The sequence below is a fragment of the Streptomyces sp. DH-12 genome, from assembly GCF_002899455.1.
In the GTDB taxonomy this organism is placed as follows: Bacteria; Actinomycetota; Actinomycetes; order Streptomycetales; family Streptomycetaceae; genus Streptomyces.
The window spans coordinates 5043317-5066937 of sequence record NZ_PPFB01000001.1; the positions used below are offsets into that span (position 1 = coordinate 5043317).

The 23621-nt window shown below is 72.4% G+C and carries 15 protein-coding genes; 14 read left to right on the forward strand and 1 reads right to left on the reverse strand.

The features are described 5' to 3' along the window. The first annotated feature begins 61 nt into the window (after positions 1-61). From C1708_RS21640 to C1708_RS21700, 12 genes are all read left to right on the forward strand, one after another. Positions 62-2686 carry a valine--tRNA ligase gene (locus C1708_RS21640; RefSeq protein WP_106414231.1) on the forward strand — a complete coding sequence of 875 codons (2625 nt, stop codon included), beginning with the start codon at positions 62-64 and terminating at the stop codon, positions 2684-2686. 163 nt (positions 2687-2849) lie between these two features. Further along, positions 2850-3890 (forward strand): acyltransferase, encoded by a 1041-nt coding sequence (locus tag C1708_RS21645; protein WP_106414232.1) that lies wholly within the window; start codon positions 2850-2852, stop codon positions 3888-3890. 54 nt (positions 3891-3944) lie between these two features. After that, positions 3945-5465: a bifunctional tetrahydrofolate synthase/dihydrofolate synthase gene (gene folC, locus C1708_RS21650; RefSeq protein WP_106414233.1), complete on the forward strand. Its 1521-nt coding sequence runs from the start codon at positions 3945-3947 to the stop codon at positions 5463-5465. 6 nt (positions 5466-5471) lie between these two features. Continuing rightward, on the forward strand, positions 5472-5822 hold the full coding sequence (locus C1708_RS21655; protein ID WP_106414234.1) for a DUF4233 domain-containing protein: 351 nt from the start codon (positions 5472-5474) through the stop codon (positions 5820-5822). Positions 5823-5886: 64 nt separating this feature from the next. Further along, on the forward strand, positions 5887-6300 hold the full coding sequence (ndk, locus tag C1708_RS21660) for a nucleoside-diphosphate kinase (protein WP_106414235.1): 414 nt from the start codon (positions 5887-5889) through the stop codon (positions 6298-6300). Between the two features lie 434 nt (positions 6301-6734). Next, positions 6735-7754 (forward strand): rod shape-determining protein, encoded by a 1020-nt coding sequence (locus C1708_RS21665; RefSeq protein ID WP_024887540.1) that lies wholly within the window; start codon positions 6735-6737, stop codon positions 7752-7754. A gap of 161 nt (positions 7755-7915) precedes the next feature. Then, positions 7916-8857: a rod shape-determining protein MreC gene (mreC, locus tag C1708_RS21670; RefSeq protein ID WP_106414236.1), complete on the forward strand. Its 942-nt coding sequence runs from the start codon at positions 7916-7918 to the stop codon at positions 8855-8857. A gap of 13 nt (positions 8858-8870) precedes the next feature. Beyond that, positions 8871-9539, forward strand: a complete 669-nt coding sequence (gene mreD / locus C1708_RS21675; RefSeq protein WP_106414237.1) for a rod shape-determining protein MreD — start codon at positions 8871-8873, stop codon at positions 9537-9539. A 114-nt stretch (positions 9540-9653) separates the two neighbouring features. Further along, the gene (gene mrdA, locus C1708_RS21680) at positions 9654-11987 is read left to right on the forward strand and encodes a penicillin-binding protein 2 (protein WP_106414238.1); all 2334 of its coding nucleotides are present in this window, start codon (positions 9654-9656) and stop codon (positions 11985-11987) included. Then, entirely contained in the window at positions 11984-13186 is a 1203-nt protein-coding gene (rodA, locus tag C1708_RS21685) for a rod shape-determining protein RodA (protein WP_106414239.1), read from the forward strand. The genes mrdA and rodA overlap by 4 nt, the downstream gene beginning before the upstream one ends. A gap of 104 nt (positions 13187-13290) precedes the next feature. Then, positions 13291-14853 (forward strand): CYTH and CHAD domain-containing protein, encoded by a 1563-nt coding sequence (locus tag C1708_RS21690; RefSeq protein WP_106414240.1) that lies wholly within the window; start codon positions 13291-13293, stop codon positions 14851-14853. A 103-nt stretch (positions 14854-14956) separates the two neighbouring features. After that, on the forward strand, positions 14957-16921 hold the full coding sequence (locus C1708_RS21700; protein ID WP_106414242.1) for a TIGR03960 family B12-binding radical SAM protein: 1965 nt from the start codon (positions 14957-14959) through the stop codon (positions 16919-16921). 102 nt (positions 16922-17023) lie between these two features. Here the strand turns inward: C1708_RS21700 and C1708_RS21705 are convergent, their stop codons facing one another. Continuing rightward, complete coding sequence (locus C1708_RS21705) at positions 17024-17809, reverse strand: DUF2637 domain-containing protein (protein WP_106414243.1); 786 nt, start codon at positions 17807-17809, stop codon at positions 17024-17026. Between the two features lie 719 nt (positions 17810-18528). Between C1708_RS21705 and C1708_RS21710 the strand changes: the two genes are divergently transcribed. Continuing rightward, a complete protein-coding gene (locus C1708_RS21710; protein WP_106414244.1) occupies positions 18529-19317 on the forward strand; it encodes a TIGR03936 family radical SAM-associated protein in 789 nt (262 codons plus the stop codon). 261 nt (positions 19318-19578) lie between these two features. Further along, complete coding sequence (locus tag C1708_RS21715) at positions 19579-23607, forward strand: Rne/Rng family ribonuclease (RefSeq protein ID WP_106414245.1); 4029 nt, start codon at positions 19579-19581, stop codon at positions 23605-23607. Positions 23608-23621: the final 14 nt, after the last annotated feature.

Here is a 23621-nt window from a genome sequence, read left to right on the forward strand (position 1 = left end):
TCGCACCGTTACAAAGGAATCGCGTTTCGGGACAGCGCCGTGACGGCTCTAAACTGAGCGCGTGACCGACAACGCTCAGCAGCAGCCACCAGCGCCCACGACCGAACTGCCGACCCAGTACGCGCCGGCCGACGTAGAGGGGCCGCTGTACGAGCGCTGGGTGGAGCGGGGTTACTTCGAGGCGGACGCGAAGAGCGACAAGCCGCCGTACACCGTCGTCATCCCCCCGCCGAACGTCACCGGCAGCCTGCATCTCGGCCACGCCTTCGAGCACACGCTGATCGACGCCCTCACCCGCCGCAAGCGCATGCAGGGCTACGAGACGCTGTGGCAGCCCGGCATGGACCACGCCGGCATCGCCACGCAGAACGTGGTCGAGCGGGAGCTCGCCAAGGAGGGCAAGTCCCGCCACGACCTGGGCCGCGAGGCGTTCGTCGAGCGGGTCTGGAAGTGGAAGGCCGAGTCCGGCGGCCAGATCAGCGGCCAGATGCGCCGCCTCGGCGACGGCGTCGCCTGGACGCGTGAGCGCTTCACCATGGACGAGGGACTGTCCAAGGCCGTTCAGACGATCTTCAAGCGGCTCTACGACGACGAGCTGATCTACCGCGCCGAGCGCATCATCAACTGGTGCCCGCGCTGCCTGACCGCGATCTCCGACATCGAGGTCAACTACCAGGAGGACGACGGCGAGCTCGTCTCCATGAAGTACGGGGAGGGGGACGACACCATCGTCGTGGCCACGACCCGCGCGGAGACGATGCTCGGCGACACGGCCGTCGCCGTCCACCCCGAGGACGAGCGCTACAAGCACCTCGTCGGCAAGCTCGTCAAGCTGCCGCTGACCGACCGCTCCATCCCGGTGGTCGCCGACGAGCACGTCGACCCCGGGTTCGGCACCGGCGCCGTCAAGGTGACCCCGGCCCACGACCCGAACGACTTCGAGATCGGCCAGCGCCACGGCCTGCCGTCCATCACCGTGATGGACGAGCACGCCGTCATCACCGCGCACGGCCCCTTCCTCGGCCTGGACCGCCTGGAGGCCCGCTCCGCCATCGTCGCCGCGCTGCGCGCCGAGGGCCGGATCGTCGCCGAGAAGCGCCCCTACGTCCACTCCGTCGGCCACTGCTCGCGGTGCAGGACCACCATCGAGCCGCGGCTGTCCATGCAGTGGTGGGTCAAGGTCGGACCGCTCGCCAAGGCGGCCGGCGACGCGGTCCGCGACGGCCGGGTCGCGATCCACCCGCAGGAGATGGAGAAGCGCTACTTCAACTGGGTCGACAACCTCCACGACTGGTGCATCTCGCGGCAGTTGTGGTGGGGCCACCGCATCCCCGTCTGGTACGGCCCGGACGGCGAGGTCGTCTGCGTCGGACCGGACGAGGAGCCGCCGAGCGGCGAGGGCTGGCGCCAGGACTCCGACGTCCTCGACACCTGGTTCTCCTCCGGCCTGTGGCCCTTCTCCACCCTGGGCTGGCCCGAGCGGACCGAGTCGCTCGCGAAGTTCTACCCGAACTCCGTCCTGGTGACCGGCTACGACATCCTCTTCTTCTGGGTCGCCCGGATGATGATGTTCGGCCTCTACGCCATGGACGGCACCCCGCCGTTCCACACCATCGCCCTGCACGGCATGGTCCGTGACCAGAACGGCAAGAAGATGTCCAAGTCCTTCGGGAACGTGGTCAACCCGCTGGACTGGATGGACAAGTACGGCTCCGACGCGCTCCGCTTCACCCTGGCGCGCGGCGCCAACCCCGGCGTCGACGTGCCGATCGGCGAGGACTGGGTCCAGGGCTCGCGGAACTTCGCCAACAAGATCTGGAACGCCACGCGCTTCGCGCTGATGAACGGCGCCACGGTCGAGGGCCCGCTGCCGGACGCGTCGGCGATGTCGCCCACCGACCGCTGGATCCTGTCCCGGCTGAACTCGGTCGTCGCCGAGGTCGACGCGTACTACGACGACTACCAGTTCGCCAAGCTGTCAGACGCGCTGTTCCACTTCGCCTGGGACGAGGTCTTCGACTGGTACGTCGAGCTGTCCAAGACGACGTTCCAGGCGGGCGGCGAGGCGGCCGAGGTCAGCAAGCGCGTCCTCGGCGAGGTCCTCGACGTCACGCTGCGGCTGCTGCACCCGGTGGTCCCGTTCGTCACCGAGACCCTGTGGACGACGCTGACCGGCGGCGAGTCCGTCGTCATCGCCGACTGGCCGGCCGACAGCGGCTTCCGCGACGAGGCCGCCGAGCGGGAGATCGCCACGCTCCAGTCGGTGATCACCGAGGTCCGCCGGTTCCGCGCCGACCAGGGGCTGCAGCCCGGCCAGCGGGTCCCGGCCCGCCTCACGCTGGAGGGCACCGCCCTCGCCGCGCACGAGCCGGCCGTCCGCCAGCTGCTGCGGCTCCAGCCGGAGGGCGAGGCCTTCACGGCCACGGCGACCCTGCCCGTCGCCGGTGTCGAGGTCGCGCTGGACCTGTCCGGCGTGATCGACGTCGCCGCCGAGCGCAAGCGGCTCGCCAAGGACCTCGCCGCCGCCGAGAAGGAGAAGGCCCAGGCGACGGCGAAGCTCGGCAACGAGGCGTTCCTGGCCAAGGCCCCGGACCAGGTGGTCGACAAGATCCGCACGCGGCTCGCCAAGGCGGAGGAGGACATCGTCCGCATCCGCACCCAGCTCGAGCGGCTGCCCCAGGCCTGACCCCAGGCCCGCGGCCCCGACGGCCCCCGACCGGTACCTTCCGGCCGGGGGCCGTTCACGTCGCGGTGGGGACCCGGTAACCCGGGAGAGGGAACCTGCGGGCTCCGCCCCGCCGGTCCGGCCCCCGTGCGCCGGCCGGCCCCGCCGCCAGGAGTCCCCGCCGATGTCCTCACCCGTGTCCCCCGCCGCCGCGCCGGAAGCGCCGGACCGCACCGCCGGCCGGGAGCGGCGCCACGACATCGACCTGCTGCGCGTGCTGTGCACCGCCGCCGTGGTGCTGGTGCACGCCTCCGCCGAGTTCATCGACGCGGGCCACCGCACCACCGGGATCCTCGGCGACACGGCCGGACGGTTCGCGGTGCCGGTGTTCTTCGCGATGGCCGGCTGGGCCGCGCTGGCCGGCGCGCCCGTGGGCGACGAGGCCCGGCTGCTCGCCCGGCTCGACCGGATCCTGCGCCCGATGGCCGTGTGGACCGCGCTCTACCTGCTGGGCGCGTACCTGACCGGCGGTCCCGGCGCCGGCACGGGCGAGGAGGCGGTGCGGGCGCTCTTCGGGTCCGTCGAGGCCTCCTTCCACCTCTGGTACCTGTACGCCTACGTCCCCCTGATCCTGCTGCTCGGCGTCGTGGTGCTGGTGGTGCGGCGGCGTGCCCTGCCCGGCCGGTCCCTGGCACTGCTCGCCGTCCTCGCCGTCACCCCCGCGCTCGTCGGCGACGTGCGGGAGATCACCGGCTGGGCGCCGCCCGACTGGGGGTGGTCGGTGTCGCTGTCCACGGTGGTGTACGCGGTGGCGGGCGCCGCCCTGCTCGCCGCCCCGCGCCTCGGGCCGCGCGCGCTGTGGGCCGTGGGCGCCGGGGTCGCGTTCGCCGTCCTCGCCGTGTACCAGCTCACGGTGCGCCACCCCGCCGCGTACGGCAGCGTGGCGGTGGCCGCCGTGACCCTCGCGGTGCTCGGCACGGTGGCCCGGGTGCGGGTGCCGGAGCGGGTCCGGCCGCTGGTGGCGCGGCTGTCGGACGCGTCGTTCGGGACGTACCTGGTGCATCTGCTGTGGGTGCGGCTGCTGGCCGGGCCGGTCGCCGAGCGGCTGCCGGACGGGCCCTGGGCGCCGGTCGCGCTGGCCGTGACGGCGGTGGCGGCGGCCGCGCTGTCCTTCGCCGTGAGCGTGCTGTGGGGACGGCCCGGGTGGCGGAAGTGGCTCGGCTGACCGCGCGCCGGGGTGCGCGGGGGAGAACCCGCGCCGCTCCGTAGACTGGGGACCGTGAGCGAGCGCCCAGATTCAGCAGGTCCCGACCCGGACGACACCTTCGACGAGTTCGCGGAGCTCGTGGAGGAGGAGACCCGCCGCGACCCCGACCTCGCGGTGATCGAGGCCGGCAGCCGTACGCTGCGCACCCAGGGCGGCCCGCCGCAGGCGGACGTCCCCGCGCGCCCCGCCGACCCCGAGGTCGACAAGGCCCTGCGCGAGGTGGAGGCGGAGCTCGCCACCCGCTGGGGCGAGACCAAGCTCGAGCCTTCGGTGGACCGCATCTCCGCGCTGATGGACGTCCTGGGCGAGCCGCAGCGCTCGTACCCGTCGATCCACATCACCGGCACCAACGGCAAGACCTCCACCGCCCGCATGATCGAGGCCCTCCTCGGCGCCTTCGACCTGCGCACCGGCCGCTACACCTCCCCGCACGTCCAGTCCGTCACCGAGCGGATCAGCCTCGACGGGGCGCCCGTCTCCGCCGAGCGGTTCATCGAGACGTACCAGGACGTCAAGCCGTACGTGGAGATGGTCGACGCCGCCCAGGAGTACCGGCTGTCCTTCTTCGAGGTGCTGACCGGCATGGCGTACGCGGCCTTCGCCGACGCGCCCGTGGACGTGGCGGTCGTCGAGGTCGGCATGGGCGGCGCCTGGGACGCGACGAACGTCATCGACGCCGGCGTCGCCGTGGTGACGCCGATCGACCTGGACCACACCGACCGGCTCGGCGGCACGCCCGCGGAGATCGCCGGGGAGAAGGCCGGCGTGATCAAGCCGGACGCGACGGTGGTCATGGCGCAGCAGCCGGTGGACGCCGCCCAGGTGCTGCTGAAGAAGGCCGTCGAGGTGGGCGCCACCGTGGCCCGCGAGGGCCTGGAGTTCGGCGTCCTCGACCGGCAGGTCGCCGTCGGCGGCCAGCTGATGACGCTGCGCGGGCTGGGCGGCGAGTACACCGAGGTGTACCTGCCGCTGCACGGCGCCCACCAGGCGCACAACGCGGCGGTGGCCCTCGCGGCCGTCGAGGCGTTCTTCGGCGTCGGCGCCCAGCGCGCCGGATCGCTCGACATCGACACCGTGCGCAAGGCGTTCGCCTCCGTCGCCTCGCCGGGCCGGCTGGAGGTGGTGCGCCGGTCGCCGACCGTCGTGCTGGACGCCGCGCACAACCCGGCGGGCGCGCGGGCGGCGGCCGCCGCGATCGGGGAGGCCTTCCAGTTCAGCCGCCTGATCGGCGTGGTCGGCGCGAGCGGCGACAAGAACGTGCGTGAGCTGCTGGAGGCGTTCGAGCCGGTGTTCGCCGAGATCGTCGTCACCCAGAACTCCAGTCACCGCGCGATGGACGCCGACGCGCTGGCCGCGGTCGCCGTGGAGGTGTTCGGCGAGGAGCGCGTGCAGGTCGAGCCGCGGCTGCCGGACGCCCTGGAGGCCGCGATCACGCTGGCCGAGGAGGAGGGCGAGTTCGCGGGCGGCGGTGTGTTCGTCACCGGTTCCGTCATCACGGTCGGCGAGGCCCGGCTGCTCCTGGGGAAGGGCTGAGATCCCGTGCGTACGCTCTGTTCTTCGACGCTGATCGGCGAGTTCTTCATCATCGGGTTCGCCGGTCTGGTCGCGATGAAGCAGCCCGACCTGTCGACCGGCACGGTGTGGACGGTCTGCGGCATCGCCATGTTCCTGTCCGTCGCGCTGTGCGGGATGGTCAGCCGGCCGGGCGGGGTCGCCCTGGGCTGGGCGCTGCAGATCGCGCTCGTCGCCTCCGGCGTGTTCGTCCCGATGATGTTCTTCCTGGGCGGGGTGTTCGCGCTGCTGTGGTGGGCGTCGGTGCACTTCGGGCGAAAGGTGGACGAGGCGAAGGCCCGTTTCGCCGCACAGGCGGAGCAGCCCGACACTGCGTGACGGACCGTCCGACACGCCCGGTAACCTCTTTGCCCCGCACCATTTGACGCACAAGGAGCCCGCAGTGACCCAGCGCACCCTCGTCCTCCTCAAGCCCGACGCCGTCCGTCGTGGCCTGACCGGCGAGATCATCAGCCGCATCGAGCGCAAGGCCGGCTGGAGGATCACCGCGCTGGAGCTGCGCACGCTGGACCAGGACACGCTGGAGCAGCACTACGGGGAGCACCGGGGCAAGCCCTTCTACGAGCCGCTCGTGGAGTTCATGGCGTCCGGCCCGGTCGTCGCGATGATCGTCGAGGGCGAGCGGGTCATCGAGGGCGTGCGCCGGCTCGCCGGCCCCACCGACCCCATCGCCGCCGCCCCGGGCTCGATCCGCGGCGACTACGGCGTGATCGTGCGGGAGAACCTGATCCACGCGTCCGACTCGGAGGAGTCCTCCGACCGGGAGATCAAGATCTTCTTCCCGGGTCACGCCTGAGGCCGTTCCGAGGCGCGCCGGTCGCAGCCGTGACCGGCGCGCCTCGTCGTGGGCGGATCCGGCGGTGACCCGGTGTGGCCGGACGGACACGGTAGGGTGCCGTCGCGCGCGGGACGCGGAACCGCGACGAAATCCGCGCATAACGATCACGTCGCGGCCGCGGCCCGGGTATTTGTCGTGCCTCGGAGGGTCTGGGAGCTTTGCCCCGGACCGTTTTTGGCATACGCACGGCGTTCGGGGGAACGGATGCCCCCGTTGGCCCGTCTCCACAGGCAGGGCGACGCGCCGTCTGACGACAATGGCGAAGACCCTCGCACAGTGTTCGCGAAGGCACGTCTACCATGGACGCCATCGCGTCACCGCACCCACCTCGCCGACCTGAGAAGCCCTCAAAAGCTCGCGGGAAGGCCAGACGAATCCTGATGGGGAACTCAATGTCGTTCATCGGCCGTGACATGGCTGTCGACCTCGGGACCGCCAACACGCTGGTGTACGTCAGGGGTCGCGGAATCGTACTCAACGAGCCGTCCGTCGTCGCGATCAACACCAACACCGGTGGCATCCTCGCGGTCGGTGCCGAAGCGAAGAAGATGATCGGACGCACGCCGGGCAACATCGTCGCCGTGCGTCCGCTGAAGGACGGCGTCATCGCCGACTTCGAGATCACCGAGCGGATGCTCCGCTACTTCATCCTGAAGATCCACAAGCGGCGGTATCTGGCTCGTCCGCGGGTCGTCGTCTGCGTGCCCTCCGGCATCACGGGCGTCGAGCGCCGCGCCGTCATCGAGGCGTCGTCCCAGGCCGGCGCCCGGCAGGTGCACATCATCGAGGAGCCCATGGCGGCCGCCATCGGCTCCGGCCTGCCGGTCCACGAGGCCACCGGCAACATGGTGGTGGACATCGGCGGCGGCACGACGGAGGTCGCGGTCATCTCCCTCGGCGGCATCGTCACCGCCCAGTCCATCCGGGTCGCGGGTGACGAGCTGGACAACGCCATCATCCAGCACATCAAGAAGGAGTACTCGCTCCTGCTGGGTGAGCGGTCGGCGGAACAGATCAAGATCACGATCGGTTCGGCGTACGACCTCGACACCGACGAGCACACCGAAATCCGTGGCCGGGACCTCGTCTCCGGGCTGCCGAAGACCGTGGTGATCTCCGCCGCCGAAGTGCGCAAGGCGATCGAGGAACCGGTCAACGCCATCGTGGACGCGGTCAAGACGACCCTCGACAAGTGCCCGCCCGAGCTGTCCGGCGACATCATGGACCGGGGCATCGTGCTGACCGGCGGCGGCGCCCTGCTGCGCGGACTCGACGAGCGGCTGCGCCGGGAGACCGGCATGCCGATCCACATCGCCGAGGACCCCCTGGACAGCGTGGCGCTCGGCTCCGGCAAGTGCGTCGAGGAGTTCGAGGCCCTCCAGCAGGTGCTGGACGCCCAGCCCCGCAGATGACACACCGCCACGACTCCGCCGTACGAGACGTCGCCTCTCGTACGGCGGAGCGCTGGTATCGAGGGGCGGCCCGGGCGGTGACGCCCCGAAGACCCCGCACCACAACCTGAACAGACCCCACCTCATACCCGTTCTCGACGAGGAAGGCACGGCCGCCGCACGTGAGGGACACGAAAGAGAGCCGGCTGCTCCTGGTGCTGCTGATCGCCATCGCGTTCGCGCTGATCACGGTGGACATCCGCGGTGGGGAGGACTCACCGGTCGACGGTGCCCGGCAGGCGGCGGCGTCGGTCTTCGGCCCGATCGAGAACGGCGTGTCCGGCGCGGTCGACCCGATCGGCAACGCGGTCACCGCCGTCCGCGAGTCCGGCGACCGCCACGACCGGCTCGCCCGGCTGGAGCGGGAGAACGCGGCGCTCAAGGCCGAACTCGGCAGCGACGACCGCAGCCGCAGCCGCCTCAAGCAGCTCGACAAGCTGCTCGGCGTCGCCGGCAAGGGCCAGTACGGCATCAAGGGCGCCCAGGTCATCGCCATAGGAGCGGCCCAGGGCTTCTCCTGGACCATCACCATCGACGCCGGCGCCGACGACGGCATCGAGCGCGACATGACCGTCCTCAACGGCGACGGCCTGGTCGGCCGCGTCACCACCGTCGGCCCGAGCACCGCCACCGTGCTGCTCGCCAGCGACCCCGACTTCACCGTCGGCACCCGCATGGAGTCCACCGACGAACTCGGCTTCGCCTCCGGCCAGGGAGACCGCCCGCTGCGCGTCGAACTGCTCAACGGCAAGGCCGAGATCAAGAAGGGCGACCGGCTGGTCACCTTCGGCTCGCAGGCCGACAAGCCGTTCGTGCCCGGCGTCCCGGTCGGCGTCGTCTCCCGCGTCGACCCCTCCGGCGGCGACCTGACCCGCACCCTGTACGTCACGCCGTTCGTCAACTTCAGCAAGCTCGACGTGGTCGGCGTCGTCGTCCAGGCGCCGAAGAAGGACCCGCGCGACACGGTGCTGCCCAAGAAGCCCGAGCCGACCCCCACGCCGACCGTGACCGTGACCGTCACGCCCTCGGCGCCCGCCGACGGTCCCGACCAGCCAGAGCAGTAGGAGCTGTCACCCCATGCGCGTCAACCGGATCCTGCTCTCCAGCTCGCTGATCGTCGTCGCCCTCGTCGTCCAGGTGAGCGTCCTCGCCCGCCTCCACCTCCCGGGCGCCGTCCCCGACCTGCTGCTGCTCGTCGTCCTCGGACTCGCCCTGGTCTACGGGCACGTCGGCGGCGCCCTGGTCGGCTTCGCCGCCGGCCTCCTCGCCGACCTCGCGCCGCCCGCCGACCACGCGGCCGGGCGCTACGCCCTCGTGCTGTGCGTCATCGGCTACCTCGCCGGACTCGTCAAACCCGAGAACGGGCAGGTGAGGACGGCGGCCGGACCGATGCTCGTGGTGGTCGCCGCCGCCGTCGGCTCCACCCTGCTCTACGCCGGCGTCGGCGCCCTCGTCGGGGACACCGCGGCCCGTCATGTCGGCCTCGGCGGCCTGCTGTTCACCGCCGCCCTGTACGACCTGCTGCTCGCCCCCTTCGTGGTGCCCGGCGTGATGGCACTGGCCCGGCGCGCCGAGAACGACCCCCTCGCCGAGACGAACTCCCCCAAGGCCGGGGACCTCTCCTCGGGCTGGCTCTCCGGCGGCACCGGCCTGCGCATCGGCGGCCAGCGCAACGGCCTGCGGGTCAAGGCGGCCCGCGCCCGCTCGGCCCGCGCCGGACGCATCAAGGGGGTCAAGCGCCTGTGACCTCCCCAAACTTCACCAGCACGAGTGAACGCGGCGGGAACGCGCGTCCACCGGCCGGTCGTTCACCACTCGTCAGCTCACACCCGCACGCGCTCTGAGAGGGGAGGAAGCCGCGTGACCAACATCCCCGAGACCGGCCGCAGTCCACGGGTCCAGATCCGGCTCGTCGTCATCCAGGTCCTCGTCATCTCCCTGCTCGGCACCCTCGGCGGGCGCCTGTGGTACCTCCAGATCCGCGAAGGCGACCAGTACGCCAAGGAGGCCTCCGGCAACCACGTGCAGCAGGTCGTCCAGCCCGCCGTGCGCGGCTCCATCCTGGACGCCCGCGGCGTGGCCCTCGCGGACAACGAGACGCGGCTGGTCGTCTCCGCCTCCCGCACCGACCTCATGAAGATGCCGGACGACGGCAAGGCGGTCCTCACCAAGCTCGCCGGCGTCCTCGGCATGAAGCCCCAGGACGTCATGATGAAGGTCCGGCTGTGCAACGCCGAGACCCCCCAGCCCTGCTGGAACGGCTCGCCGTACCAGCCGATCCCCATCACCGACGAGGCCACGCCCAAGCAGGCCCTGCAGATCCGGGAGCGCGCCGAGGACTTCCCCGGCATCACCGCCGAGCCGCAGGCGCTGCGCCGCTACCCGAGCCCCGGCAAGGCCAACACCGCCCAGGTCCTCGGCTACCTCTCGCCCGTCACCGACGAGGAGATCCAGCAGGCCCAGAACACCGACTCGCCCTACCTGCGCTCGGACATGGTCGGCCGCTCCGGCCTGGAACGGCAGTACGACAAGCAGCTGCGCGGCAAGGCCGGCGTCACCCGCTACGAGGTCGACAAGCTCGGCCGCGTCCTCGGCCAGGCCCAGTCCGACCCGGCCGAGCCCGGCGCCAACCTCGTCACCAGCATCGACTCCCGCGTGCAGCGCATCGCCGAGTACGAGCTCAACGAGGCGATGAAGGAGGCCCGCAAGCAGCACGACCGCAACACCAACCGGAACTACGAGGCCGACTCCGGCGCCGTCGTCGTCATGGAGGCCAAGACCGGCCGCGTCGTCGCCATGGCCTCCAACCCGACCTACGACCCCAACTCCTGGGTCGGCGGCATCTCCGCCAAGGACTACGCCGAGCTCACCGGCGAGAAGTCCAACTACCCGCTGCTGAACCGCGCCATCCAGGGCCTGTCGGCGCCCGGCTCCATCTTCAAGGTGATCCCGACGGCCGCCGCCGTCAAGGCCGGCTACTCCTTCGAGGGCCCCTACAACTGCTCCAGCTCGTACTCCATCGGCGGCCAGGTCTTCAAGAACTTCGAGTCGCAGAACCACGGTGCGATCAGCCTGGGCCGGGCGCTCGAGGTCTCCTGCGACACCGTCTTCTACGCCCTCTCCCACGAGGAGTGGAAGCGCGACGGCGGCAACAAGCCGAAGAAGAACGCCAACGACTGGTTCTACAAGGTCGCCCACCAGTTCGGCCTCGGCAAGGAGACCGGCATCGACCTGCCCAACGAGGTCACCGGCCGCGTCCCCGACCGCCAGTGGAAGGCCGACTACTGGAAGGCCAACAAGGACGCCTGGTGCAAGTACGGCAAGAAGGGCGGCAGCTACGCCGAGCAGATCGCCTACGAGAACTGCCTCGAAGGCAACCGGCTGCGCGCCGGTGACTCGGTGAACTACTCCATCGGACAGGGCGACACGCTCGTCACCCCGATCCAGATGGCCACCATCTACGCGGCCCTCTCCAACGGCGGCACCCTGTACACCCCCACCGTCGGCAAGGCCGTCATCAGCCCCGACGGCAAGACCGTCACGGAGATCGAGCCCAAGGCGCACGGCAAGCTGCCGACCTCGAAGAAGACGCTCGAGCAGATAGACGAAGCCCTCGAGGGAGTCGCCACCCGCGGTACGGCCGCGTGGCGGTTCGAGGGCTGGCCGCAGGACGAGATCCCGATGCACGCCAAGACCGGTACGGCCGAGGTGTACGGCAAGCAGACCACCTCGTGGTTCGCCACCTACACCGAGGACTACGCGATCGTCATGACGATCGCGCAGGGCGGCACCGGTTCCGGCGCCTCGGGCCCCGCCGTGCGCAACATCTACAACGCCCTCTACGGCGTGTCCGAGGACGGCGAGATCGACGACAAGAAGGCGCTGCTGCCCAAGCCGCAGAAGACCCTGCCCAAGGTCCGCACGGACGGCACGATCACCTCGCCGAAGGTCGCCAAGGACTTCGCCGAGGAGTTCCGGGCCACACCGTCGCCGGACGCCGAGGCCACGGCCCCGCAGCAGGACGACGACCCGGCCGACCCGCAGCAGGCCGGTATGGTCCCGTCGCCCGAGAACACCAACCGCGACACCCGCCGCAGACGACGGCGGGGCGGCGGTCCCGGCCGCGGCGGGGGACACCCGCGCGGCCGCGGCCCCCGGCCGCGCGCGGCACGCCCGGAGAGGACGGCGTCATGACCGGCGGCGTCAACAGCTTCCAGGTCTCCGGGTACGGACCCGAGCGGGCCGGCTGGACACGGGTGTTCGCCCGTGACGGCCTGGCCCGCCGGCTGGACTGGCCGATACTGCTCTCGGCGCTCGTCCTGTCCCTGCTCGGCTCCCTGCTGGTCTACTCGGCCACCCGCAACCGCACCGAGCTGAACCAGGGCGACCCGTACTACTTCCTGGTCCGGCACTGGCTGAACACCGGCATCGGCGTCGCCCTGATGATCGGCGCCGTCTGGCTCGGCCACCGCGGGCTGCGCACGGCCGTACCGCTGCTGTACGGCGCCTCGGTCTTCCTCATCCTGCTGGTGCTCACCCCGCTGGGCTCCACGATCAACGGCGCCCACTCCTGGATCAAGCTGCCCGGCGGCTTCTCCCTCCAGCCCTCGGAGTTCGTGAAGATCACGATCATCCTCGGCATGGCCATGCTGCTGGCGGCGCGTGTCGACGCGGGCGACAAGCCCTACCCCGACCACCGCACGGTGCTCCAGGCGCTCGGCCTCGCCGTCGTGCCGATGCTGATCGTGATGCTCATGCCCGACCTCGGGTCGGTCATGGTGATGGTCGTCATCGTGCTCGGCGTGCTGCTCGCCTCCGGGGCCTCCAACCGGTGGGTCTTCGGCCTGATCGGCGCGGGCGCTGCCGGCGCGATCACCGTCTGGCAGCTCGGCATCCTCGACGAGTACCAGATCAACCGCTTCGCCGCCTTCGCCAACCCGGAACTCGACCCGGCCGGCGTCGGCTACAACACCAACCAGGCCCGCATCGCCATCGGCTCCGGCGGACTGACCGGCTCCGGCCTCTTCCAGGGCTCGCAGACCACCGGCCAGTTCGTGCCCGAGCAGCAGACCGACTTCGTCTTCACGGTCGCCGGCGAGGAACTGGGCTTCGTCGGCGGCGCACTGATCATCGCCCTGCTCGGGGTCATCCTCTGGCGTGCCTGCCGCATCGCCCGCGACACCACCGACCTGTACGGGACGATCGTCGCGGCGGGCATCGTCGCCTGGTTCGCCTTCCAGAGCTTCGAGAACATCGGCATGACCCTGGGCATCATGCCGGTCACCGGCCTGCCCCTGCCCTTCGTGTCGTACGGCGGTTCCTCGATGTTCGCGGTATGGCTGGCGGTGGGCCTGCTGCAGTCGATCCGGATGCAACGCCCCATGTCCGCCTGACCGCCGCCTCCGACCGGGCCCCACCCGGCCCCGCCCACTCCCGCGCGCCACCGGTGCGGAGCGGCCCACTGCCGCTCCGCACCCACGGCGACTAGATTCGGTGCATGGCGGACACCAAACGCGAGATCGAGCGCAAGTACGAGTCCCACGACGCCGCTCTGCCCGACCTGACCCGCGTCCCCGGCGTCGCGTCCGTGCGGGAGCGGGGCGTCACCCACCTCGACGCCACCTACCACGACACCGCCGACCAACGCCTTTCCGCGGCCTCCATCACCCTGCGCCGCCGCACCGGCGGCTCCGACGCCGGCTGGCACCTCAAGTTCCCCGTCGCCCCCGGCGTGCGCGACGAGATCCGCGCCCCCCTCTCCGACACCCTCCCGGACGAACTCGCCGCCCTCGTCCGTTCCCGCGTCCGCGACCGGGAACTGCGGCCCGTGGTCCGCCTGCGCTCCGACCGCGACGTCCGGCACCTCCTCGACGACCAGGGCCGGCTGCTCGCCGAGGTCAGCGTCGACACCGTGCACGCCGAACGCCTCACCGGCGCGGGCGGCACCGCGCGGTGGACCGAGATCGAGGTGGAACTCGCCGACGACGGCGACCCGGACGTCCTCGACAAGGTGGAGAAACGGCTGAGGAAGGCAGGCGTGCGGCCGTCCACATCGTCCTCGAAGCTGGCCCGCGCCCTCGCCGAGACCGCGCCGGACGCCGAAACCGCCGGAGGCGACGGCACACCCCCCGCCACGGCCCCCGGGGCCGCCCCCCGGCACAAGCATCGCCCCCGCCCGCACGGCACGCCCGTCACCGCCGGCGACCACGTCCTCGCCTACGTCCGCGCCCAGCGCGACGCCCTCGTCGAGCTGGACCCCGCCGTGCGGCAGGACGTCCCCGACGCCGTCCACCGCATGCGGGTCGCCACCCGCCGGCTGCGCAGCACCTTCCGCAGCTTCCGCCCCGTCCTCGACCGCGCCGCCACCGACCCGGTCGCCGCCGACCTGAAATGGCTGGCCGCCCAGCTGGGCGCGGACCGCGACCAGGAGGTCCTCGCCGAACGACTCACCCAGGCCCTCTCCCGGCTGCCCGACGACCAGATCACCGGCCCGGTCGCCGACCGCCTCGCCACCTGGTCCGAGGCCCGCCACAAGGGAGCCCACCACCAGCTCGTCGCCGTCCTCGACTCCCGCCGCCACCTCACCCTGCTCGACACCCTGGACGCCCTGCTCGCCGACCCGCCCCTGCGCAAGAAGGCCGGCGCCGGCCCGGACAAGGTGCTCGCCAAGGCCGTGCGCAAGGACTTCGCCAAGCTGGCCGGGCTCGTCGAGCACGCCCTGGAGCTGGCGCCCGGCCCGGAACGCGACACCGCGCTGCACGAGGCACGCAAGAAGACCAAGCGCACCCGGTACGCAGCCGAGGCCGCCGCCCCCGCGCTGGGCGAGCCCGCCGAGAAGGCGGTCAGGGACATGAAGTCGCTGCAGAGCCTGCTCGGCGACCACCAGGACAGCGTCATGGCCCGCCGCACCCTGCGCGAGCTGGCCGCCGTGGCGCACGCGGCGGGGGAGAGCGACTTCACCTACGGCGTCCTGCACGCCGGTGAGGCACACCGCGCCCGCAGCGACGAGGAGGCGCTTCCCGAGGCGTGGAGCTCGATCAGCCGGACGTTCCCGTTCTGAACGCCGTGCGGGAGACCCCTCCGGGCGGGTTAGGCTGGATGGTCACCCGCCCCTGAGGCACCGGCCCGGGGGGACCCGCAGTCACCACACGAAGGTTCGCGAGATGCCTGCCGAAGCCGCCGAGTCTGTGTTCCCGCAGCTCGAAGCTCTGCTCCCGCATGTGCAGAAGCCGATCCAGTACGTCGGCGGAGAGCTCAACTCCACGGTCAAGGACTGGGACGCCTGCGACGTCCGCTGGGCACTCATGTACCCCGACGCGTACGAGGTCGGACTGCCCAACCAGGGCGTCATGATCCTCTACGAGGTCCTCAACGAACAGGACGGCGTCCTGGCCGAGCGCACCTACAGCGTCTGGCCGGACCTCGAGGCGCTGATGCGCGAGCACCGTGTGCCGCAGTTCACCGTCGACAGCCACCGTCCGGTGCGGGCCTTCGACGTGTTCGGCCTGAGCTTCTCCACGGAGCTGGGCTACACCAACATGCTCGCCGCGCTGGACCTGGCCGGCATCCCGCTGGAGTCCCGGGACCGCACGGAGGACGACCCGATCGTCATGGCCGGCGGTCACGCGGCCTTCAACCCGGAGCCGATCGCCGACTTCATCGACTGCGCGGTCATCGGCGACGGCGAGCAGGCCGTGCTCGAGGTCACGCGGATCATCCGCGCCTGGAAGGAGGAGGGCCGCCCCGGCGGCCGCGAGGAGCTCCTCCTGCGCCTGGCCAGGACCGGCGGGGTCTACGTCCCCGGCTTCTACGACGTCGAGTACCTCCCCGACGGCCGCATCGCCCGTGTCGTGCCGAACCGCTCCGGCGTGCCGTGGCGCGTGTCCAAGCACACGGTCATGGACCTCGACGAGTGGCCCTACCCGAAGCAGCCCCTCGTGCCGCTCGCCGAGACGGTCCACGAGCGCATGTCGGTGGAGATCTTCCGCGGCTGCACCCGCGGCTGCCGCTTCTGCCAGGCCGGCATGATCACGCGCCCGGTGCGCGAGCGGTCCATCACCGGCATCGGCGAGATGGTCGACAAGGGCCTGAAGGCGACCGGCTTCGAAGAGGTCGGCCTGCTGTCCCTCTCCTCCGCCGACCACTCGGAGATCGGCGACATCGCCCAGGGCCTCGCGGACCGCTACGAGGAAGACAAGATCGGCCTCTCGCTGCCCTCGACCCGCGTCGACGCCTTCAACATCGACCTGGCGAACGAACTGACCCGCAACGGCCGCCGGTCCGGCCTCACCTTCGCGCCCGAGGGCGGCTCGGAGCGCATCCGCAAGGTCATCAACAAGATGGTCTCGGAGGAGGACCTGATCCGCACCGTCGCCACGGCCTACGGCAACGGCTGGCGCCAGGTGAAGCTGTACTTCATGTGCGGCCTGCCCACCGAGACCGACGACGACGTGCTGCAGATCGCCGACATGGCCACGCGCGTCATCCAGAAGGGCCGCGAGGTCTCCGGCTCCAACGACATCCGCTGCACGGTGTCCATCGGCGGTTTCGTGCCCAAGCCGCACACGCCGTTCCAGTGGGCCCCGCAGCTGTCCGCCGAGGAGACCGACGAGCGCCTGGCCAAGCTGCGCGACAAGATCCGCGGCGACAAGAAGTACGGCCGCTCCATCGGCTTCCGCTACCACGACGGCAAGCCCGGCATCGTCGAGGGCCTGCTCTCCCGCGGCGACCGCCGCATCGGCGCGGTCATCCGCGCGGTCTACGACGACGGCGGCCGCTTCGACGGCTGGCGCGAGCACTTCTCCTACGACCGCTGGATGCAGTGCGCGGAGAAGGCGCTGGCCCCGTACGGGGTGGACGTCGACTGGTACACCACCCGCGAGCGCACCTACGAGGAGGTCCTGCCCTGGGACCACCTCGACTCGGGCCTGGACAAGGACTGGCTCTGGGAGGACTGGCAGGACGCCCTCGACGAGACCGAGGTCGAGGACTGCCGCTGGACCCCGTGCTTCGACTGCGGTGTCTGTCCGCAGATGGACACGAGCATCCAGATCGGCCCGACGGGCAAGAAGCTCCTGCCCCTGACGGTCAAGAACGCGGGCCCGGTGCCGAGCGGTCACGCGCACTGAGCGCGGCCCGGACGGCCGGGCGGCGGCACGCGAACACGAGAAACGGAGCAGCGGCCTCTTCGGCGGGGGGCCGCTGCTCCGTTTTCGTGCGGGGGGGTGCCGTCACGGCATCTGGCGGCCGTCGTACGGGCGGACGCGGTGGCGGGGGCTGACCGTGCGGCGGGGTGGGCGGGTGAGGGTGATCTGGCGGACCAGCTGCTGGAAGCAGGCCAGGGCGGCGACGCCCGGGAGGGCCGCGGCCGCCGTGTCGGTGACGGTGCGGGGCGCCTGGGCCACGCACAGCAGGACCGCGACGGAGGAGAAGAGCAGGACGACGAACCAGGAGTGCAGGGCGCGTCGTTGGTGCAGGGCCGCGCGGAGGATGGAGAGGGAGCCGGCCAGCCAGGGGCCGTACACCAGGATGGGCCACCAGGACGAGGAGTCGCCGCTGCTGTGCGCCGTGGTGACGAGGAGCAGGGGTTCGTAGGTGACCACGCCGCTGAAGACGCTCACCATCGACACGGTGACGGCCGCTATGGCGGCGATGGCGTAGCTGGCGACGCGCAGGGCGTCGGGGCGCGGTCGCGGGGGTTTGCGGTGGCCTCGCGGTGCGGAGCGCAGGGGCGGCAGTTCGGCCGTGATCTCCTGCAGGTTGTCCAGAGGGCTGCCGGCCGGGGGAGCGGTGACCGGGGTCTCCTCCCGCGGCGGCGGCACGGTGGGGGCGTATTCCTCGCCGCGGGCCTCCTGGAGGAGGTAGGCCAGTTCCTCGGCCGGGTCCCAGGGGGGCACGGCGGGTTCGACGGGTTCCGCGTAGACGGCTCCGGCCCGGTGCCGGCCGGTTCCCGCTTCGTTGAACGGGTCCGGTGCTTCGGTGTTGTACCAGAGCGGGTCGTAGCGTTCATCATTCATGTCAGGATTGATTCATCGGGCCGGTGAGCGCACTCAACAGCGGGCGTGTGCAGTGCAGTTGGAGCGGACCTGACCTGCTTGCCTTCATACAGCGACTAACGGCGGCACATTCACTTGGATGCGCGGCGAACGAGTGAACACCCGTCGGGACAATGGGTTTGTCGAAGGCTCCGAGTTTCCTTTTTTTCGATGGGCTTTTCAGCGTATGAAGCGCCCGGAATCGGGTCGTGCGGCCGTTCGCGGCGCTGTGGCGGTGGAGGGCTCACCCCGGCCGGACGTGCCGTCCGTGACGCGGTTTCGACCCGCTGCTCATCGCGGGAGACGAGTCCGCCGCGGACACCCCGGCCTCCCCGGGGGCGGACCCGCCGGCGCCTCGCACCCCACGGCCGCCTCCGAGGCGGACGCCTCCCTCGACGCCCCCGCCGACCCGCGCGGGGACGGCATGCCCGGGGCCACCTGGGGTACCGGAGCGCAGGGAGACCGTCCCGCCGGCTGGTGGCCCGCCGTACGGCGGTGCCACAAGGGCGGGCACCGGGGACCGGGGTCCCTGCTTGCACGTACCCTGAAAGGGACCACGGCCCTGGTGCCCGGCCGGCGCAGCCGGGGCCGTCGTCGTACGGCCGTACCCTGGAAGGGGAGGCGCGCCCCGCGCCCCCTTGCGACAAGGAGAAGATCCACTGGGCAAGCGACAGCCCGAAGGCCCGCCGCCCGCACCCGCGGTGCAGCGCATCCGACTGCGCTACACCAAGCGCGGCCGCCTCCGGTTCACCAGCCACCGTGACTTCCAGCGTGCCTTCGAGCGCGCGCTGCGCCGCGCCGAGGTGCCCATGGCGTACTCGGCCGGTTTCACGCCGCACCCGAAGGTGTCGTACGCCAATGCCGCACCCACCGGCACCGGCAGCGAGGCCGAGTACCTGGAGATCGCGCTCACCGAGCCGCGGGACCCCGAGCGGCTGAGGGCCCTGCTCGACGAGTCGCTGCCCGCCGGGCTCGACGTCGTCGACGCGGTCGAGGCCCGCACCTCCGGGCTCGCCGACCGGCTCACGGCCTCCGTCTGGGAGCTGCGGCTGGACGGCGTCGCCCCCGAGGACGCCCGCCGCGCGGTGGACGCCTTCGAGGCGGCCGAGACCGTCGAGGTCCAGCGCCGCACCAAGAACGGCATCCGTACCTTCGACGCCCGTTCCGCGGTCGTCGCCCTCGAAACCGTCGAGGAAGGCGCCGGGACGGATCCCTCGCCGGCTGATAGGCCGACCGACCGGCCCTGTGCGATACTGCGGCTGGTTGTTCGGCACGTGACGCCTGCCGTACGACCCGACGACGTCCTGTCCGGTCTCCGCGCCGTGGCCGACCTGGCGCCGCCGGTCCCCGTAGCGGTGACCAGGCTGGCGCAGGGGCTGTTCGATGAAGAGACCGGCACGGTGACCGACCCGCTCGCGCCCGACCGCGAGGCAGCAGCGACCGAGCCGCACACGGCCGCCGCCACTGCCGCCGCGACGGCGCCGGCGTAAGGAAGGTCCCGCGTAGGGACGGACGTCGTAAGCGCCGCCCTCGAACTCGGGAGCCACCTGGGTCGGGCAGCGCACCGACCAGAAGACTTTCGCCAGGCCGTGCGCATTCGGCGTACGGAACCGGCGAGACAGGACACAGAGAGCTTCCGAGCGGCGCCCGCGCCCCGGACGGCGGCCACCGCGCACCGCGCGGGCCGCGGACGTCACCGGCATCGCCGGACCAGGCGCGGCGCCCGGGAGCCTGACGGGAGAACCGCCCGCATGCTCGAACCGACCGAGTCCACCGAGGGCTCCGAACCGAAGACCCCCAGCGACACCCTGCCGCCCCGCCGGCGACGCAGGGCCGCGTCCCGGCCGGCGGGCCCGCCCGCCGCCGCCGACGGCAGCGCCGCGGAGACCGTCGCGCCGGCCATACCGGCCACCGAGGCGCCCGCCGAGGCCGCGAAGACGCCCGAGCCCGCCGAGGGCACGACCGACACCCAGCAGGAGACCGGGGCCCCCGCGCCCCGGCGTCGCCGTGTGGTCCGCCGCGCGGCCGCGCCCGCCGGTGCGGCGGCGTCCGCGGAGGCCGCCGAGACCGTCGTACCGGCGGCACCGGCCGCGTCCGAGTCGGCCGCGGAAGAGGCCGCTCCGGCCGGCGGTACGACGGAGGACGCCGCTCCGCGTCGTACCCGTCGTCGTGCGACGCGCACCGTGACCTCTCCGGCGGCTGAGGCTTCCGCCGAGGCCGCCGCGGAAGAGGCCGCTCCGGCCGCCGGGCCCGCGGAGGAGCCCGCCGCCGACGCCACCGAGGACGCCGTCCCGCGCCGTACCCGTCGTCGTGCCACGCGGCGGGCCTCCGCGCCCGCCGGTGCTCCCGCTCCCGCCGAGGCGGCCGAGGCCGTCGCCGGGCAGAGCGACGACGAGACCGAGCAGGCCGCCCCGACCGCCGAGGAGGCCCCGGTGAGCGAGAACGACAAGCAGGACGACACCCCCGCCGCGCAGGCCGCCGAGGAGGCCGCCCCGCGCCGCCGCCGTCGCGTCGTCCGCAAGGCCGCCGCCGGCTTCGCCGAGCCCGCGCGTCCCGCCCGCACCGCCGAGGACGAGGACGAGGAGGGCGCCCCGCGCCGTCCCGCGCGCCCCGCCGTCGCCGTGTTCCAGCCGCCGGTGTTCACCGAGCCGCGCTTCCAGACCCCGGAGCGGGCCGCCGCCGAGGCCGCCGCCGGACTCGCCGACGCCGCGGAGCCGGAGGAGGAGACCGAGGAGCTCCCGGAGGAGCAGCCCGCCGCCTCGCGCCGTCGCCGTCGCCGCAGGGGCGCGTCCGACGAGCCCGAGGCCGCCGCCCCGGCCGCCGTCGAGGAGGCCCCCGAGGCCGACGCCGAGGACGCCACGGAGCCGACCGAGGACCACGCCGACACCGACGAGGGCGACGACCACGCCGACACCGACGAGGGCGACGACCACGAGTCGTCCGGCTCGCGCCGCCGCCGCCGTCGGGGCGGCCGTCGCCGCCGGCGTGGTGACTCCGCCGACGCCGACGCCGAGGCGGAGGAGCAGCAGGACGGCGACACCGACGGCGCCGAGCCGAGCGCCGCCGAGCAGGCCGCCCAGGACGCCGAGGACACCGCCGAGCAGGCCGAGGAGGACGCCGAGGAGCGCGAGGAGCGCGAGGACAACGGCGGCTCCAGCAGCAGCCGGCGCCGGCGCCGCCGCCGTCGCCGCGCCGGGGACAGCGGAGGGGAGACCGAGCCGTCCGCCGACGACCCCGAGCGCACGGTCGTCAAGGTCCGCGAGCCCCGCCCGAAGGCCGAGCCGTCCGACGAGGTGCAGTCCATCAAGGGCTCCACCCGCCTGGAGGCCAAGAAGCAGCGCCGCCGCGAGGGCCGTGAGCAGGGCCGCCGGCGTGTGCCGATCATCACCGAGGCCGAGTTCCTGGCCCGCCGCGAGGCCGTCGAGCGCGTCATGGTGGTCCGCCAGCACGGCGACCGCACGCAGATCGGCGTCCTGGAGGACGGCGTGCTCGTCGAGCACTACGTCAACAAGGAGCAGGCCACCTCGTACGTCGGCAACGTCTACCTCGGCAAGGTGCAGAACGTCCTGCCGTCGATGGAGGCCGCCTTCATCGACATCGGCAAGGGCCGCAACGCCGTCCTGTACGCCGGCGAGGTCAACTTCGAGGCGCTCGGCATGTCGGGCGGCCCGCGCCGCATCGAGTCCGCGCTGAAGTCCGGCCAGCCGGTGCTGGTCCAGGTCACCAAGGACCCGATCGGCCACAAGGGCGCCCGCCTCACCAGCCAGGTCTCCCTCCCGGGCCGCTACCTCGTGTACGTGCCCGAGGGCTCGATGACCGGCATCAGCCGCAAGCTGCCCGACACCGAGCGGGCCCGGCTGAAGACCATCCTCAAGAAGATCGTCCCCGAGGACGCGGGCGTCATCGTGCGCACCGCCGCCGAGGGCGCCAGCGAGGACGAGTTGCGCCGTGACGTCGAGCGGCTCCAGGCGCAGTGGGAGGAGATCAAGAAGAAGTCCAGGAACGGCGGCACCGCCCCGACGCTGCTGTACGGCGAGCCGGACATGACCGTCCGCGTCGTCCGGGACATCTTCAACGAGGACTTCTCCAAGGTCATCGTCAGCGGTGACGAGGCCTGGCAGACCATCCACGGCTACGTCTCCCACGTCGCGCCCGACCTGGCCGACCGCCTGCAGCGGTGGACCAGCGAGGTCGACGTCTTCGCCACGTACCGGATCGACGAGCAGCTCGCCAAGGCGCTGGACCGCAAGGTCTGGCTGCCCAGCGGCGGTTCGCTGGTGATCGACCGCACCGAGGCGATGGTCGTCATCGACGTCAACACCGGCAAGTTCACCGGTCAGGGCGGCAACCTCGAGGAGACCGTCACCAGGAACAACCTGGAGGCGGCCGAGGAGATCGTGCGCCAGCTCCGGCTGCGCGACCTCGGCGGCATCATCGTCATCGACTTCATCGACATGGTGCTGGAGTCCAACCGGGACCTGGTGCTGCGCCGCCTGCTGGAGTGCCTGGGCCGGGACCGCACGAAGCACCAGGTCGCCGAGGTGACCTCGCTGGGCCTGGTCCAGATGACCCGCAAGCGGGTCGGGCAGGGCCTGCTGGAGTCGTTCTCCGAGACCTGCGTCCACTGCAACGGCCGCGGTGTGATCGTCCACCTCGACCAGCCGTCCTCCTCCGGCGGCGGCAAGCGCCGCAAGAGGGCCCGGGCCGGCGCGGCGGACCAGCCGCACGAGCACGAGGCCGCCGTCGTGGAGACGGCCGAGCAGGAGGCCGAGGCGGAGGCGGAGACGCCGGCCGAGGTCGCCGCCGAGGTGGCCGAGCCGGCCGCGCTGCCCGCGCCCGAGTTCACTCCGGACGAGGAGCTGTACAGCAGCGCCGCCGAGGCGGAGGCCGCGGCCTCCCGCGGCCGTACGCGCCGCCGGGGGAGCCGTCGGGCGTCCGCGCCCGCGGGCTCGCCGCAGCGCGAGAGCGCCAGGGGCGGCCGCAGGCAGGCAGTGGCCGAGGAGCGCGGGGAGGAGACGCCCGTCGCCGAGGAGGCGCAGGTCCCCACGGCGCAGGACGTGACGGCCGCCGAGGCGGCGGAGCGTCCCGTGCAGCCCGAGCCGGCCGCCGAGGCGCTGGCCGAGCCGGCCGCCGCCGAGGACGCCGTGGTGCCCCAGGCCGCCGAGGAGGCCGCTCCGCAGGGCCGTACCCGCCGCCGGGCCACCCGCAAGGTGTCCGCGCCGGCCGGTTCCCCGGCGGGCGCGGAGGCCGCGGTGGTGACCGTCGCCGAGTCGGCGAGGACGGAGGAGGCGCCGAAGGCCGAGGAGGAGACCCCGGCCGAGGCGGCTGCCGCCCCGGAGCCCGCGCCCGAGGCGTCGGCCCCGGCCCGTCCGCGGCGTCGCGCGGTGCGCAAGCCGAGCACCTCGACCGCGTCCGAGGACATGGCCGTCGTGGTCCTGCCGTCCGCCCCGGCGGAGGAGCAGAAGCCCGACGGGCCGGCTGCCGAGGAGCCCGCTGCCGAGCCTGAGGCCACCGCGCCCGCCGTCGAGGAACCGGCCGCCGAGGAGGCCGCTCCGGCCAAGAAGACCGCCGCCAAGAAGTCGGCGGCCAAGAAGGCCACGGCGAAGAAGGCCGCCGCGAAGAAGACGACCACGGCCAAGAAGACCGCCGCCAAGAAGACGACGACGGCGAAGAAGACCGCCGCCAAGAAGTCGACGGCGAAGAAGGCCACGGCGAAGAAGACGGCCGCTGCCGAGCAGCAGGCGCCGTCCTCCGTCACGGCCGCGGCCGAAGAGAGCTGACCGGACGTCTACGC

Coding starts and splice junctions, on each gene's coding strand:
- C1708_RS21665 (WP_024887540.1), top strand. CDS start 6,735: ATGTCGTTCATCGGCCGTGACATGGCTGTCGACCTCGGGACCGCCAAC.
- C1708_RS21705 (WP_106414243.1), bottom strand. CDS start 17,809: ATGAATGATGAACGCTACGACCCGCTCTGGTACAACACCGAAGCACCG.
- rodA (WP_106414239.1), top strand. CDS start 11,984: ATGACCGGCGGCGTCAACAGCTTCCAGGTCTCCGGGTACGGACCCGAG.
- C1708_RS21715 (WP_106414245.1), top strand. CDS start 19,579: ATGCTCGAACCGACCGAGTCCACCGAGGGCTCCGAACCGAAGACCCCC.
- C1708_RS21645 (WP_106414232.1), top strand. CDS start 2,850: ATGTCCTCACCCGTGTCCCCCGCCGCCGCGCCGGAAGCGCCGGACCGC.
- C1708_RS21690 (WP_106414240.1), top strand. CDS start 13,291: ATGGCGGACACCAAACGCGAGATCGAGCGCAAGTACGAGTCCCACGAC.
- C1708_RS21700 (WP_106414242.1), top strand. CDS start 14,957: ATGCCTGCCGAAGCCGCCGAGTCTGTGTTCCCGCAGCTCGAAGCTCTG.
- mreD (WP_106414237.1), top strand. CDS start 8,871: ATGCGCGTCAACCGGATCCTGCTCTCCAGCTCGCTGATCGTCGTCGCC.